This is a genomic window from Cupriavidus sp. FW305-46 (genome assembly GCF_058787075.1).
The window spans coordinates 1-15,073 of record NZ_JBYSZI010000010.1 but is presented as its reverse complement, the minus strand read 5'-3'; the positions used below and the strand labels follow the sequence as shown (position 1 = coordinate 15,073).

The following is a 15,073-nucleotide window of genomic DNA, read 5'->3' as shown; positions in this document are numbered from 1 at the left end:
TTCTTATCTTGCCTGCCCGACACTGACTTGGAGACTCCTGGAATGACGAAGATGAACGGCGCTGAAGCCATGGTCCGAATGCTTCAACTGAATGGTGTAAAGCACGTCTTCGGGCTGTGCGGCGATACCAGCCTGCCCTTCTATGACGCCATGGCCCGCCTCGACCATGGCATTGACCACATCCTGACGCGCGATGAGCGCAGCGCCGGCTACATGGCCGACGCCTATGCCCGCGTAACCGGCAAGGTTGGCGTATGCGAGGGGCCCAGTGGCGGCGGAGCCACCTACTTGCTGCCGGGTCTGGTCGAGGCCAATGAATCTTCAGTGGCTGTGCTTGGGATTACCTCGGACGTGTCGGTCGGCTCGCGCGGCAAGTACCCCCTGACCGAACTCGACCAGGAAGCGCTGTACCGCCCCCTCACCAAGTGGAACACCACGATCGACCGTGCCGACCAGATCCCGGGCGCGGTGCGCGGCGCCTTCCGCGCCATGACCACCGGCAAGCCCGGATCCGCGCACCTGTGTTTGCCATACGACGTGCAGAAGCATGAGGTGGATGTTGCCGACGTATGGGCGCAGCCTGGCCACGACCGCTTCCCTGCCATGCGCTATGCGCCGGACCCGGCCGAGATCGAACGGGCAGCGCAGCGGCTGGTCGCAGCGCGCATGCCGGTCATCATCTGCGGTGGTGGCGTGGTCATCTCTGGCGCCTGCGCAGAACTGGAAGCGCTGGCCGGCATGCTGAATGCCCCAGTCTGCACCACCGTCAGCGGGCAAGGCAGCCTGGCCGACACCCATCCGCTGAATGCCGGCGTGGTCGGTGCCAATGGCGGCATCATGGCCACGCGCGAGATTGTCGCCAAGGCCGACGCCGTGCTGTTCATCGGTTGCCGCGCCGGCTCGACCACCACCGAGCATTGGCGCTTCCCGTCGCGGGACATCGCAATCCTGCATCTCGATGCGGATCCGATGGTGATTGCCGCGAACTACCGCACTGACGTCGCCATGGTTGGCGATGCCCTGCTCGCCCTGAAGGCGCTCAACACCGCCGTGAGCGACCGCCTGGCCCACCGCCCGTCCGACGCTGCCGACGGCGCCGCGCTGGCCGGTGCCGCGCGTGCCGCCAAGCTTGCCGCCTTCGCACCGCTGGCGGCCTCGCTCGATGTGCCGATCAAGCCGGAGCGCGTGGTGGATGCGCTCAACCGGCTGCTGCCGGATGACGCCATCGTGGTGGCCGACCCCGGCACGCCCTGCCCGTATTTCTCCGCGTATTACAACGCCAGCAAGCCTGGGCGCCATTTCATCACCAACCGGGCCCACGGCGCCCTTGGCTTCTCGATGTCGGCCGGGATCGGCGCGGCCGTTGGGCGCCCGCGTGCGACCGTGGTATCGGTCATGGGCGACGGCAGCTTCGGCTTTACCTGCGGCGAGATGGAAACGCTGACGCGACGCAGGATTCCGCTGAAGATGATCGTGTTCTCGAACGCTGTATATGGATGGATCAAGGCAAGCCAGAAGGCCGGCTACGAGCAACGCTACTTCTCGGTCGATTTCAGCCGCACGGACCACGCGCGCGTTGCCGAGGCGTTCGGCATCAAGGCCTGGCGCGTGGAAGACCCGGGACAGCTCGATGCCGCGATCCGCGCGGCGCTGGAGCATGATGGCCCGGCGCTGGTCGACGTGATTTCACAGGAACTGCAGGACACCGCCGCACCCGTGAGCCAGTGGATGGGCTGACATCCAGGCCATGTCCAGAACGCTTATCTGATCCGAACCAAAGCTCAACGATGGGAGAGGTATCTATGTCTAGCCGACTTGCGGCACCAGGCCGCCAGAAAGCGCTTGGTGCCGGCGTGGTGGCCCTTGCCTGCCTGCTGCTGCCGCTGACAACGGCAGCAGCAGGGCCTGACAATGCCACGCCACTGAAGCTGGTGGTCACCTTCCCGCCCGGCGGCAGCACCGACATTGCCGCACGCATCATCCAGCCGAAACTGGCGGAGGCGGCCGGGCGGCCCGTGGTCATCGAAAACCGGCCCGGCGCTGCCAGCCAGGTCGCCACCCAGTACGTGGCTCGCTCCGCGCCGGATGGCAATACCCTGCTGGTCGCCTTCGATACGCATGCGATCAACCCCGTGGCGAAGTCCAGGCTCCCCTATGACACGTTCAAGGACTTCACTGGCGTCACGTTTGCCGTGCGCTTCCCGCTCGTGATCGGCGCATCGCCCACCGTTCCTGGCAAGGACCTGCGCAGCTTCCTCGACGCTGCGCGGCGTGAGCCGTCCAAATACAGCTACGCCTCCACCGGGCTTGGCTCGATGAACCATCTCGTGGCCGAGGACCTGAAGCGGCAGGCTCGGGTCGAGTTGATGCACGTGCCCTACGCCGGCGGCGGTCCCGCGGTCCAGGCAGTGCTGGGCAATGTGTCCAGTATCACGCTGCTGAGCTATGCGGCCCTGAAGGGCCAGATCTCTGCCAACAAGATCAAGCCGCTGGCCGTGACGGGCGCGCGCCGCCTGCCCGACCTGCCCGATGTTCCAACCGTCATCGAGTCCGGGTTCCCGGACTTCGAGGCCTACTCGTGGATCGGCATCTTCGCACCGGCAGGCACCCCACCTGCGGTCGTCAGGAAACTGACGGAAGATTTCCAGACCGCATTGTCGGACCCGGAAACCAAACGAAAGCTGACCGCGGCCGGCTTCGAGGTCATGGCCACCGATGGTCCCACCGTAGACCGCTATGCGCGCGAGCAATACGAGCGCTGGCACAGCTTCGTCAAGAAGACCGGGCTGAAGCTGGAAGACTGAGGCGGGGCCGAACGCATCGCATTCGGGGGTGCCGCGGACCGGGCTGAAGAGTCGCCTCGAAACTTTGGCCCGGCCCGCGGTTCTAATTTCGTATGGTGAGCAAATTGTCTGCCAATCGGCGCCCCGTCTGGTTCTGGCTTGCAGTCGGCGCCGCGGCGGTGCTGATTGGCCTGGTCGTCCTGTCGCCTCCGTTCAAGGCCTTCGTCGACCAGGCCATTGATTGGGCGCGGGCGACGATGGAACAGCACCCCGCGGCAGGCGCGCTGGTCTTCTTCCTGTTCTCGGCCGTGTCTGCCATGCTCGCCTTCGCCTCGAGCGTGGTCCTGGTGCCGCCGGCCACCGAGGTGTGGGGCAAGCCGCTCACCATTGTTCTGCTCTGGGGCGGCTGGCTGCTGGGCGCTGTGGCCGCCTTCGGCATCGGCCGCCTGGCCTATCCATTGCTCGCCCGCAGTGGTTACGAGGACAAGCTGGCGAAATACCAGGACTACGTGTCGCAGCGCATGAAGTTCTGGGCGGTGCTGCTGTTCTGTATCGCGGTTCCGTCGGAAATTCCCGGTTATCTGTTCGGCTCCATGCATTACCCCTTCCGCAAATTCCTGGCCGCGATGGCCATCGCCGAAGCGGGCTATGCGTTGGGTATCGTCGTGGCCGGGGAAAGCCTGGCAATCGATCGGCCCTTACCGTTTCTCATCGCCGTCGGCATCCTGGCGGTCGTCGCGGTGCTTGCGGGCCTGGTGCTGCGTGCGGTCAGGAAGCATAGGTCAGGCGGCCTGCAACGGCGCTGAACGGGGCTGCCAGGGGCCTGCGGGAGACCACTTTCGCCCCATGGCCGGTCAACCGGCGTTTGTGCCGGATCGGTCATTCAAGGCCGTATCCGACGCTACTGGAACCGCCGACAACTATCCTAAGATAAATTCCCAAGAGTGCATTTCCGGGGGCTCGCTCGGTCGCTTCAGGAGGAGACATGCGGCTAGCTGACTTCATCATGCGGGACACTGCGCGCATTGTGGCGGCATGGGAGGAATTTGCGACCACCCTGCTGCCGGCCGCAAGAGGCATGGACTCCTTCGCGCTGCGTGACCACGCACCGCAGATCCTGCAAGCCGTAGCGAAGGATTTGTTGACCCCGCAAACGAGGGAAGCTCAACGCGAAAAATCAATGGGGCAGGCCCCCAGGCTACTCGGTGCGCCGGAAACCGCTGCACAAACACACGCCCTCATGCGCGCGCGCGGTGGCTTCAACATCAATCAACTGGTCGCTGAGTACCGGGCGCTGCGCGCCAGCGTGCTGCGCTTGTGGATTGACGAATGTCAGCCGGCCGCCCCGGATCTGGACGAAGTAATGCGGTTCAACGAGGCTATCGACCAGGCAGTCGCGGAGTCCGTGGATTTTTTCCATTCGGAGGTAGAGCAGGCTCGCGACCTGTTGCTCGGCATGGTTGGGCACGATATGCGCAGCCCACTGCAGTCCATCCAGACGACCGCCTCATATCTGGCGGCGCTGAACGCGGGGGAGAAGGTATCGGAAGCTGCAGCCCGGCTGATTCGAAGCGGTTCCCGCATGAATTCTCTTCTGAATGATCTGTGCGATTTCAACCGAACGAAACTCGGCTTGGGTATCAACATCACGCCTGACGACGTCGATCTGGCTGACTTGATTGCCGATACCGTGGACCAGTTGCGTACAGCTCATCCGGCCCGCCGCATCGATCTTGAGGTGAAGGACAACGTGCAGGGTATTTGGGACGGTCCGCGCCTGCAGCAACTGCTTTCTAATCTGGTGCTCAATGCGATAAGGTACGGCGCGCCGGACGAGCCGGTCCGCGTTGTAGTCACCGGCCATGACGCGGAAGTCCTTCTCGAGGTCAGGAACAGTGGTCCCGCCATTGACCCGCTGTCGCTGCAGCGCCTTTTTGACCCGCTGAGGAGAGGCCCGGATCAGGAGCAAAAAAACGCGGACGGCCTCGGACTCGGGCTGTATATAGTGAGCGAGATTACCAAGGCCCATCAGGGATCGATCGAGGCGCGCTCCGACCAGACAGGGATCACGTTTGACGTGCGTCTGCCGCGTCGCAGGTAACGGGCGCGCGCAGCCTGTTCTCTATCGCCGACAGCTGGAATTACCGCTTCACCAACTCCCGTTCACCACCTCACCCCTGCTTTCCCGCCTGAAGCGCGTCGGCGCATGCCCGGTCCAGCGCTGGAACGCCCGGCGAAACGCTTCCTCGCTGGCAAAGCCAAGCTGCTCCGCGATTCTTCCTACCGGCCAGTTGGTCGTGCACAGGCATTGTTCGGCGTATTCCTGCAGGCTGTGTTCGCGCAGCACCCGGTAGCTGCTGCCGTCGGCAGCGAGACGGCGGCGCAGGGTCGGTTCGCTCACATCAAAGCGCATGGCCAGCTCAGCCAGCGTCGGCAGCCGCGCGCCATGCACCAGCGCTGCATGCAGGATGCCGTGCACCTGCTGGCTCAGTGATACGACCTCGACCGGCGCACCGATCAGCCGGTAAGGAAAGTCTTCCAGGAAGGCATCGAGCTCCGCCGCCTGGCGCACGACCGGGCGGTCGAGCAAGGCCTCATCGAATTCGAATCCGTAGGTCTGGGTCCCGGACGTCACCGCGGCATGAAACAAGCCCAGGAAAGGCATGGCGTCCTCGCGCCGGGGATGCGCCAGGTAGACGTGGGTCGGGCGTAGCGGCTGGCCGACCAGCCAGCCGAACAGCAGCATATAGAAGAAGAGCCCGGTCAGATCCACCAGGCAAGCCGCGGAGGAGTTCGCACGCCGCAGCGAATCCATGCGGAACACCGCCTGGCCTGCGCTTTGCCCGAGGCTGAGTGCACCGGCGCGCGGATACAGCATCGCGCAGAAGTCGGCCGCGCAGCGGATCGCCTCCCTCAGTGTCTGGCTGCTCAAGACGCAACGGCACAGCAAGTCCACTTCCTGCTTGCGCATCGGGGGGTGGCCGTTGCCTTTGGCGACCAGGGCTTCCAGCCGCTCGATCGCGGCGCGATAGAGCGCGGTGAACCTGGCGGGCGGCGCATGCCCGGATGCGCCGGCGGCAGGTGGTACCTCGACGCCCTGCCGCTTCAGTTCGTCCAGCAGGCGCTGCACCATGCCGTGCGGAACAGGTACGGGATTCCCCGGTATGTGGGCATTCATGGTCGCTGGTCGTGATTGCTTCGGTAGCGATGGTTGATCGTTCGGGTGGGGATCCGGTGCGGCCTGGCCTCCCATAATCATCCCGGCACTTCCACCCGCGCGGCAGCTTGCGCACGGCCTGGGCGATGGAGGTTGCCATGCCACAAACACCATGGCTATACGGGACAACCCATGACCGCGCTTCCCTCCCGCAAACCCCCGGCTCCGGCATCGCAGCTTTGCTGCCACGCCTGCGTCGCGCGAGACACACCGTGATCCACATACTCGATGAAATCGTGCTCGCGCCCGGGCACCTGCCCACTGTGCTGAGCCTGCTGGAAAGCCAGTACCTGCCCGGCAGCGCCGCCAGGGGCCTGGCACTGCTGCAGCGCTGGGTATCGCCGCCCGTGGCGCTGGAAGATGCACCCAATACGCTGTGGCTGCTGTGGCAAGTGGCGGATGCGCCGGCTTACTACGCCATGCGCGCAAGCATCGATGCTCCGGCCCTAGCCTTCTGGTCGACAGTCGGCACGCTGTGTGAAGCCCGCCGCCGCCATGTGATGGCCGATGCGACAGCTGCGCTGACCCGGCGCAAGGAGCATAGCGATGCGGCTTGAGACAGCACAGGTGCGATTGCACGCCGGCTTCAGCGCCGGGACGTGCACACAGGAGCAAGCCCTGCTTGCGCGGATTGAAACGCTGCCGGGCCTGCGCCATGTGGCGATTGGCCGGAACCTGGCGGGAAGCTGGGGCGCGGGCGACTACACGCTCGACCTGCAATTCGACGCGACTTCATCCGGCTCGCCCGGTCACGACACCGGCCTGGCCACCGCGCTGGCCGGCATGGCGGAGGTGGATAGCGTCGCCTATCACCCGATCTCGGGCGGTCTGCGCGCCCCTCAGCTGCGCCACGGGATCTGGCGCACGCTGATGTTCCGGGTCCGGCCTGAAGCGCCGGACCGGCAGGTCCGCGCACTTGAGCAGGACCTGCTGCGGATGCCCGAGTACATGCCCGGCATCCGCAACTGGCGCCTTGCCCGCGCCCTGTCGCCCGGCGCCTGGACCCATGTCTGGCAGCAGGAGTTCGCCAGCGCGGACGACCTGCTGGGCGAATACCTGATGCACCCCTTTCATTGGGGCCATGTCGACCGATGGTTCGACCCCGAGTTTCCCGAATGGACAGTCCAGGCGATCTCCCATGCCTTCTGCCCGCTCGCGACAAGCCTGATTGCCAACCACAACCGCACAGAGGAATACGCGCCATGACCGCACACGGAAAACTGACAGGGAAGATTGCGCTCGTGACCGGCGCCAGCCGCGGCATCGGCCGCGCCATCGCGCAGCGCTTCGCGGCGGAGGGCGCGCTGGTGGTTGCCACGGCACGGCGCGCAGGCGAGTCCGACGACGAGCCTGGCACGCTGGCCGAGACAGTGAGCCAGATCCGGCGGCAAGGGGGCAGTGCCATCGCGCTGGCGGCGGATCTCGAAGACCCGGCGCAGCGCGACGACCTGGTGGCGCAGGCGGCAAGCGCCGCGGGCGGTCTCGACATCCTGGTCAACAATGCCGGCATGGCGGAATACAGCGGCATCGAATCGATGCCGCTGGAAATCTTCGACCGGACGGTCGAGCACTACCTGCGCATCCCCTTCGTGCTCAGCCGCGCAGCGATCCCGCTGCTGCGCACGCGCGGCGCGGGATGGATCCTGAACCTGGGCTCCGTCACCGCCCTGTCGCCTGCTCGCCCGTATCAGGATTTTGACCGGGCTGGCGGGGTCACGGCCTACGCCGCGGTCAAGGCCGCCATCAACCGGTTCACCGAGGGCCTGGCGGCAGAACTGGAGGCCGACAATATCGCGGTCAATTCGGTAGCGCCGAGCACGGCGATCCGCACGCCAGGCAGCGAGCGCTATATCCCGGACGGCTATCCGACCGAGCCAGTGGAGTACCTGGTGGAAACGGCGCTTGCACTCTGCAGCGTGCCGGCCCGGCTGCGCACCGGCCACATCGCCCATAGCCTGCACTTCCCGCTGGCGCACGGACTGAGCGTCCGTACGCTTGATGGTCAGGGCATGCTGCCGCCGCCCGTGATCCCGTCCTGGGCACATCCCGGTTTGAACCACGAACTGTCCGCAAAGTAGGCCCATGGAGAAGAGCATGCGCGCTGTCGTCATTGACCGTACCGGCGGACCCGACGTACTCAGGCTTGGAGACCTCCCGACGCCGGAACCCGCTGCCGGCGAAGTCCTGATCCGCGTGGCCTGTGCCGGCGTGAATCCCGCTGACTGGAAATGCCGTGAAGGCTATCTGAGCCACTTCATGCAATATAGCTTTCCGTTCGTGATCGGATTCGATGCCAGCGGCGTCGTGGCAGCGGTGGGAAGCGGCGTCAAGGACTTCGTCCCGGGACAGCGCGTGTTCGCGCAAACCGCGGTCGGCGCAGGCAAATGGGGTTCCTATGCCGAGTACGTCGCGGTCAGCCAGGATTGCGTGGTGCCGATTCCCGACAACCTGGGATTTGCCGAGGCCGCGGCAGTCCCGACCCCGGCGCTGGCCGCCTGGACCGGACTCTTCGACGAAGGCGGACTCAAGCCAGGCCAGACGGTGCTGGTTCATGGCGGTGGCGGCGCGGTCGGCACGTTTGCGGTGCAACTGGCAAAGGCGGCCGGCGCAACCGTCGCTGCCACCTGCAGCACGGCACGACGCGACGAACTGATGGCGCTCGGGTGCGACCTGGCAATCGACTACCGTGGCGGCGACATCGCTGCCGCGATGCAGGCATGGGCGCCGGCTGGCGTCGACCTGGTACTGGACGCCGTTGGCTGCGGCACCCTGCCGAACGGCATGGACCTGCTCAGGCCCGGCGGCATCCTTGTCGCCATCCTGACACTGGTCAGCGGCGACAACGGCCCGGATCCTGCCGCAGCCACGCAGCGCGGCGTCCGCACCGCGGTGGCGTTCAGCAAGATGCCCAGCGGCGCGCAGCTGCGCGAGATCGCGGCGCTGCTCGGCAGCGGGCGCCTGCGCCCGCCCCGCATCGAATGCCTGCCGCTGGAGCAGGCCGGGCGCGCGCTCGATCTGGTGCAGTCGGGCAAGGCGGCAAGCAAGCTGGTGCTGCGTATCGACGAGCCAGCCAATGCTCACGACCTGGTCGCTGGCTTCTAGTCAGGCATCAGGCCGACTGAATCATAAGTTGGATGCTGCTTGCTTGATCAAACAGCGCGGTCGCGCGCACTCACGGTTCCTGGACACGTTGGCGCGACCGCGGTAATTCTGGCGACGGAGGTGCCTTGGAACGTTGCCCACGTGTTGCCAGCCAACAGAGGATCGACCCGGCACATACCATGGATGCGCCCTTCCAGAAGGCGATTGACAGGCTTGTACGCAAGAGCATGGCCGCCAGGGCGGCGGAAAGCACCGGAATGAAGTAGGAAGCGCCAGCAAGGACCGTGACATTGCCATGCAGGATGCCAACATTCCAGGCCGCATAGCCGAACCCCATCGCGGAGGCGGCCAACGCAAGATAAATCACTGCCTGATAGCTGAATTCCATCGACCCGCTCTCTGTGGCGGAATACTTGATCCACAGCGCCAGCGCTGTCAGCATGAAGAACAGCGTGATGCCATTCCTGCCTTCGGCAATCCGGTTGGTCACAGTGCAATATGCCGCCCAGATCAGGGCACCAAGGAAGGCCAGCCCATAGCTGAGCGGATTGTCCTGGATGTTCCCCGCCATCCCTGCCAAGTCCAAGCCCTGATCCCCGCCAAGCACCCAGCAGATCCCGAGAATGGCGATCAGGAAGCCGGGAATGATCAGCAAGTTGGTCTTCTGCTTGTTGAATGCGATGGCACACAGCATGGTGAAGCTCGGCCACAAGTAGTTGACCATCCCCACCTCAATGGCTTGCCTGCTGCTGTTCGCGTAGCCAATGGACAAGGAAAGACACAGCTCGTAGGAAACGAACAGAATGCTTCCCCAAACCAGATAGCGCCGGGGAAAATCCTGCATTCTGACGAAACCGACTGTCAGCAAGAGCAGGGCCGAGGCGACGGTATAGATCATTGCCGCCCCACCGGTTGCCCCAAGGTTTTCGCTGACACCGCGAATCAGGCCGACAATCGAGCTCCATAACAGAATCGCGATGAGCCCGATGAGAGTTGCTTTGCTCTTGCTTTGCATGACACCTGTTTGCACTTACCAGTCGATCTGAACCATCGGCATTGTAAGGGCACCATGCTCAGCCGCAGCCAACGCGGGTATGGCCCGTCATTTCACCTGCCTGGCGTATTACCGGTCGGATACGTCGATCCAGTTGGGAACGAAGTCGAGAAGATGCCGGGGTTTTCACCGCTCCCAGAGCAGGCATTTTCAGCAACTGGGCCAGCCGTCATGTTGTGGCGGTCACGACGCGGGCCGATATAGACTCCCCATGCCAGGATCCAGGCGCTTGTCCAGGTCTAGTCATTCGGGTTGAATGCCAGCCTGCTTAGCCAGATTCGCCCAGCGATCCGTCTCTGCGCGCAGCCGGTCTCCGAGTTGAGCAGGCGAAGACGCCTTGAGGTCGATACCCTGGCTGTCGAGCCGTGCCTTGGTCTGCGGATTCGCCAATGCCGCGCGGACTTCGTCCGCAAGCCTGCTCACAACGGCAGACGGTGCCCGCGCGGGAGCCACCAGGGCCCACCATTGGCTGACCTGCATTCCCGGCAGCCTGGCTTCGGCTGCGGTCGGCACGCCGGGAAGCGAAGGCACGCGCACCGGGCCCGTCACCATCAAGGCCGCGATCTTGCCACCGCCAAGCAGGCTGCTGCCGCTTGCCAGCGTGGCGAAATGGCCTTTGACCAGTTGCGCGGACACATCGGTCAGCGCGGGCGCCGAGCCCCGGTACGGTACGGCATCGACCGGGATGCCCGCCTGTGCTTCAAGCATCTTGGCGGCCAGATGGCTGATCGTGCCGTTCCCGCTGGTGGCAAGCTGCAGCGGCGTTCCTGCCTTGCGTGAGTCCGCAAGGAAGCGCTGGACGTCGCCAGCGCGATAGTGCGTGCTGTCCGCGAACAGGATGAGCGGCGCCTCGCCGAGCAGTGAAACCGGCGTGAAATCGCGCAACACGTCGTATGGCATCTGGCGGAACACTGACGGCGCCACGGTATGAGCCAGCTCGATGACGCCCAGCGTGTAGCCGTCGGGAGCCGACTTTGCCAGGATGTCGGCGCCGATGCGGCCGGAGGCGCCGGCACGATTGTCGACGACCACGGGCTGGCCCATCGATTCGCTCATTCGCTGCGCGACCGCACGGGCCAGCGCATCGGTACTGCCGCCGGCAGCCCAGGGCACGATCAATCGGATCGGCTTTTCAGGGTAGGCGGCCAGGGCCGACGGTACCTGAGCCGCGAGGCCGAATGTGACGGCAGTCAACAGAGAACGCAAGTTCATGGGTGGCTCCGAAAATTGTCTGTAAATCAAGCTTGTCCCGGATCGCGATCGCCGCGTGCAGTCAGCATCAGCATGACTGCTTCCGTTCTGGCGATGCGCCCGTCGGCGCGCAGTGCTTGCGTCGCGGCAAACCCCGCGCCCGCGCACAGCTCGACCCAGAATCCGGCCGCAGCGAGACCGCGGGTGCCATCGCGTGCTGCCGCGTCGTCGATGACAACCGCGCCGCCGCCCGATTGCCTGACGGCGTGGACCTGCTGCGCGGTCACGGTCGAGCCGGCCGTGGAGAATTGCTGGGTCGTGCCCGGGAAGTCCGACTGCTGCGGCGCGCCCGCCAGCACGCGCGACAGCCGCGGGAACGGCTCGATCGCCCAGAGGCGGGGCAGCTTCGAAAGGTGCCCCAGCGCGACCAGGTCCCGTAGCGCGCTATAGATGCCCCACAACAGATCCCCCCGCGCCGTCGGCACCATGACATGGTCGGGGCGGCATCCTTGCGCCACCCACTCCAGTGCGACAGCACGGTAGCCTTCCACACCAAATACCGGGCTACCCACCGCGGGCACGCTGTAGTTGGTCAGCGCAAAGGCTCCCTCTTCCCTGACGCGGCGGCGGACATGCGCCCATCGCGCGTGACCGTTGTCGCAGATGACACGCCGCGCACCGTAGTAACGCAACGCGGCATCGAAAACGGACGGAAGCGCCTGGTAGGTCGCGACTTCGCAGTCCAGTCCCGCGGCGGCGCAATAGGCCGCGGCCGAGACTGCGGCGTTGCCGCTTGACGCCAGCACCACTTCGCTCGCGCCGATATCCAGCGCCCGGCTTACGGCCTGCGCCGACATGCGATCCTTGTGCGAGCCGGTCGGATTTGCGCCTTCATTCTTGATCCAGACGGACGCCACGTCCGCCAGCGACGCCAGGGTTGGCACCGGTACGCATGGCGTGGTGCCCTCCCCCAAAGACACACCTTCCAGGTACGGCTGCCAATGCCCCCATGTATAACTTCCGCTTCTTGGTGCAAAATCCAGTGCGTGGGGCTGGTAGGCAACTTCGAGACTGCTGGGCCGGCCGGCGCTTGCGCAGTTCGGGCACCCTTCCGGCATGTCGCTGACTGGATATTGAGCGTGGCAGGTAATGCATTGCAGGGCATGCATCGCCGGATTGACAAGCGCTTCGGTCGGATGCGGATAGCGGCTGGCGCGCATGATAAAAGCCCAAGTGGTCATGACCCGAGTCTATGTGATGTCACGCCCGGGCAGCGCCGGTATTCCGATTATCGAATTAAGCAAAACTTATAGGATTGGGTATGGGGACAGCCACCGACATCGTGATCAGCGCCCGGCAAATCGAGGTGTTTCGCATGGTCATGCGCCTGGGATCGGCACGCCGGGCCGCCGAAGCCCTGCACATCAGCCAGCCCGCCGTGACGCAGATCGTGCTGCAGCTTGAACAGGCAGCGCGGTTAAGGCTGTTCGACCGGAGCAAAGGGCGTATGGTGCCCACGCCCGAGGCGGCGTCCTTGATCGACGAGGTCGAGCGCGTCTATGTCGGCCTCGACGCCGTGCAGCGCAAAATTGATCAGCTGCGTTCCTATGAAGATACGGTCCTGCGCGTCGGCGCCTTGCACGCCATGGCCTCCAGCGTGATGCCGTCATCGGTGGCGGACTTCATCCACAACCACCCCCGCGTTCGTTGCCAGCTGGAGGTCGACAGCTCCAGGGGCTTGCGCGAGCGCCTGCTTCAGCGCGAACTCGACATCGCGTTCATGGGCGACGAGGCGGACACCAGCGGCCTGACCGCGTCCGAGTTCTACGCAGTGCAGGCGGTTTGCGTCGCTCCCGCGACGCATCCTTTCGCGGCGCGCGCGAAAGTCGGCATCGAGGATCTGATCGAGGTTCCGTTGATCGGCCTGGACGCTTCGGATCCTGCGCAACGCCGGCTGGAAGCGTGCTTTTCCGAGTCCGGCATCGAGCCGCGTTTCGTGGCGACAACACCGTACAGCCACACGCAGTGCTCACTGACCCTGGCCGGTGCTGGCCTTGCGATCACCAATCCATTGGTGGCCCGTAGCTACGTAGCGCTCGGGCTGCGCAGCGTACCGCTCACCGCTCCCGTTCGATTCCGCGCAATCCTGGCATTCCATCCGGCACAAGGCCAGTCGACGGCGGCACAGCAGTTCGTGAGCCTATGCCGGCAGCGGTTGGCCGATTTGCTGTGATGCACGTGCAGCAATGAGGGGCGCGTGCAGGAAAGTGCCATAGCAGCACGTCCGCGGCGGTTCAACGGCCAGGAGTCCCTGCCCGAAGCGCAGTGCTCCTGCGCCCCGCCGTTAAGGCGTGCCGCCCGACACATCGATCCGATACACCCGCCCGCTCGTCGCCGACGTGCCCGGATCGGCCAGCACGTACAGCGCCTGCGCGTCATCCACGCCAAAGGAGAACACACTGCCCGGGATCGTGACGTTCCAGTCGACCTGTTCTGCGACAACCCCGTCGCGATACATGAAGCTCAGCAGCTTGCCCGTGCAAAGGTCGGAATAGAAGTACCGCCCATGCAGCACCGGGTTGGCACTGCCCCGGTACACATAGCCGCCGACGATGGCACAAGCGCCCGCTTCGTGGCCGTATTCGAACACCGGCATGGTCAGCCCGGTCTTGTCGCAAGTGGCCGCACCCACGCAGGCGGTGCCCTCGGTCCGGTTCCAGCCGTAGTTCAGGCCAGCGCTGGTGGCCGGCGCCACGTCGACTTCCTCGCGCTGGTCCTCGCCGACATCGGCGATATACAGCAAGCCGGCGTCGAACGTGAACCGCCACGGATTGCGCAGGCCGAGAGCCCAGATTTCGCCGCGGCTGCCGGACTGGCCGACGAAGGGATTGCCGGCAGGCAAGCCGTAGCCGGATGCGCCGCTGACGTCGATGCGCAGCATCTTGCCGAGCAGCGTTCCCGGGTTCTGGGCGTTGCCCGACGGATCGCCACCGCCACCGCCGTCGCCCGTGCCGATATAGAGCATGCCGTCCGGGCCGAACGCGAGCTGGCCGCCATTATGGTTGGAGAAGGTGCCGTGCGGGATCGACAGCAGCACGGTGCCGGATGCCTCGGCGATATCCGGATTCGCGGCCGATACCTTGTAGCGGGCGATGGTGATGGCCCCATTGGTGTCGGTGTAATAGACGTAGAAGCGGCCGTTGGTCCCATAGTTGGGATCGAACGCCATCGACAGCAGCCCGCGCTCGCCATCGGTCGTCGTCAGCGCGGCGATATTGAGGAACGGCGTAGCGACCAATGCGCCGTTGCGCACGATCCGGATGCGGCCGGCCCGCTCGACCACGAACAGGCGCGGATCGCCGGGGGGCGCGGTCAGGAAGATGGGCTCGGATAACCCGCCGGCAACCTGCGTCAGCGACAACTGCACTGTTTCCGGTGAGCCGTATTCCACGCTTGCCAAAGCACGGCCGCCCGCGGTCACCGCCACGGTCTGCGAAGGCGGCTGCGGCTTGAGGAGCGTGGTGCCAGTCAGCACGCTGGCGGCACTGACGGTATAGCTGCCAGCAGCCAGGTTGGACAGCGTGGTCGACTGGGTCACGGTCTGGCGGAACTGGCCGGGCCCCAATACCGTGATGGCCGCCGACGTCCCGGATGGCAGGCCGGAGATGGAGAGCGTCAGGGTGCCGGTGCCCGCGCCGGTGCTGCCGTCACCGCCCCCGTCTCCCC

14 protein-coding genes are annotated in these 15,073 nt (G+C 65.2%); 9 read left to right on the top strand and 5 right to left on the bottom strand.

What is annotated here, in order from left to right; translation table 11 throughout:
- The first annotated feature begins 42 nt into the window (after positions 1 to 42).
- The 4 genes from AC3WON_RS06960 to AC3WON_RS06945 all read left to right on the top strand — a co-directional run bounded on the left by AC3WON_RS06960 (position 43) and on the right by AC3WON_RS06945 (position 4,884).
- On the top strand, positions 43 to 1,737 hold the full coding sequence (locus AC3WON_RS06960; RefSeq protein ID WP_492318064.1) for a thiamine pyrophosphate-binding protein: 1,695 nt from the start codon (positions 43 to 45) through the stop codon (positions 1,735 to 1,737).
- A gap of 65 nt (positions 1,738 to 1,802) precedes the next feature.
- Positions 1,803 to 2,804, top strand: coding sequence for a tripartite tricarboxylate transporter substrate binding protein (locus AC3WON_RS06955; RefSeq protein WP_492351479.1), 1,002 nt, complete (start codon positions 1,803 to 1,805; stop codon positions 2,802 to 2,804).
- Positions 2,805 to 2,896: 92 nt separating this feature from the next.
- Entirely contained in the window at positions 2,897 to 3,589 is a 693-nt protein-coding gene (locus tag AC3WON_RS06950; RefSeq protein WP_492351478.1) for a TVP38/TMEM64 family protein, read from the top strand.
- Positions 3,590 to 3,768: 179 nt separating this feature from the next.
- Positions 3,769 to 4,884 carry a sensor histidine kinase gene (locus AC3WON_RS06945; RefSeq protein ID WP_492351477.1) on the top strand — a complete coding sequence of 372 codons (1,116 nt, stop codon included), beginning with the start codon at positions 3,769 to 3,771 and terminating at the stop codon, positions 4,882 to 4,884.
- 48 nt (positions 4,885 to 4,932) lie between these two features.
- On the opposite strand, the gene AC3WON_RS06940 is transcribed toward AC3WON_RS06945, so the two are convergent.
- Positions 4,933 to 5,916 (bottom strand): AraC family transcriptional regulator ligand-binding domain-containing protein, encoded by a 984-nt coding sequence (locus AC3WON_RS06940; RefSeq protein ID WP_492351532.1) that lies wholly within the window; start codon positions 5,914 to 5,916, stop codon positions 4,933 to 4,935.
- Between the two features lie 296 nt (positions 5,917 to 6,212).
- Between AC3WON_RS06940 and AC3WON_RS06935 the strand changes: the two genes are divergently transcribed.
- Genes AC3WON_RS06935 through AC3WON_RS06920 form a run of 4 tightly spaced genes read left to right on the top strand, consistent with a single transcriptional unit; the run spans position 6,213 to position 9,102 of the window.
- A complete protein-coding gene (locus AC3WON_RS06935; protein WP_492318068.1) occupies positions 6,213 to 6,557 on the top strand; it encodes a hypothetical protein in 345 nt (114 codons plus the stop codon).
- Positions 6,547 to 7,206 (top strand): Dabb family protein, encoded by a 660-nt coding sequence (locus AC3WON_RS06930; protein WP_492351476.1) that lies wholly within the window; start codon positions 6,547 to 6,549, stop codon positions 7,204 to 7,206. The genes AC3WON_RS06935 and AC3WON_RS06930 overlap by 11 nt, the downstream gene beginning before the upstream one ends.
- Positions 7,203 to 8,078, top strand: a complete 876-nt coding sequence (locus AC3WON_RS06925) for an SDR family NAD(P)-dependent oxidoreductase (RefSeq protein WP_492351475.1) — start codon at positions 7,203 to 7,205, stop codon at positions 8,076 to 8,078. Before AC3WON_RS06930 ends, AC3WON_RS06925 begins: the two co-directional genes overlap by 4 nt.
- Before the next feature lie 16 nt (positions 8,079 to 8,094).
- Positions 8,095 to 9,102 (top strand): NADP-dependent oxidoreductase, encoded by a 1,008-nt coding sequence (locus AC3WON_RS06920; protein ID WP_492318071.1) that lies wholly within the window; start codon positions 8,095 to 8,097, stop codon positions 9,100 to 9,102.
- 70 nt (positions 9,103 to 9,172) lie between these two features.
- Here AC3WON_RS06920 and yddG read toward each other — a convergent pair whose 3' ends face one another.
- From yddG to AC3WON_RS06905, 3 genes are all read right to left on the bottom strand, one after another.
- Entirely contained in the window at positions 9,173 to 10,117 is a 945-nt protein-coding gene (gene yddG, locus AC3WON_RS06915) for an aromatic amino acid DMT transporter YddG (RefSeq protein ID WP_492351474.1), read from the bottom strand.
- Between the two features lie 282 nt (positions 10,118 to 10,399).
- A complete protein-coding gene (locus AC3WON_RS06910; RefSeq protein ID WP_492351473.1) occupies positions 10,400 to 11,368 on the bottom strand; it encodes a tripartite tricarboxylate transporter substrate binding protein in 969 nt (322 codons plus the stop codon).
- 26 nt (positions 11,369 to 11,394) lie between these two features.
- Positions 11,395 to 12,291, bottom strand: coding sequence for a pyridoxal-phosphate dependent enzyme (locus tag AC3WON_RS06905; protein WP_492318074.1), 897 nt, complete (start codon positions 12,289 to 12,291; stop codon positions 11,395 to 11,397).
- 377 nt (positions 12,292 to 12,668) lie between these two features.
- On the opposite strand from AC3WON_RS06905, the gene AC3WON_RS06900 reads away from it, so the two are divergent.
- Entirely contained in the window at positions 12,669 to 13,580 is a 912-nt protein-coding gene (locus tag AC3WON_RS06900; RefSeq protein ID WP_492318075.1) for a LysR family transcriptional regulator, read from the top strand.
- Positions 13,581 to 13,691: 111 nt separating this feature from the next.
- Here the strand turns inward: AC3WON_RS06900 and AC3WON_RS06895 are convergent.
- Positions 13,692 to 15,073: PQQ-dependent sugar dehydrogenase (locus AC3WON_RS06895; RefSeq protein ID WP_492351472.1), on the bottom strand; the 1,382-nt coding region annotated here is incomplete at its 5' end.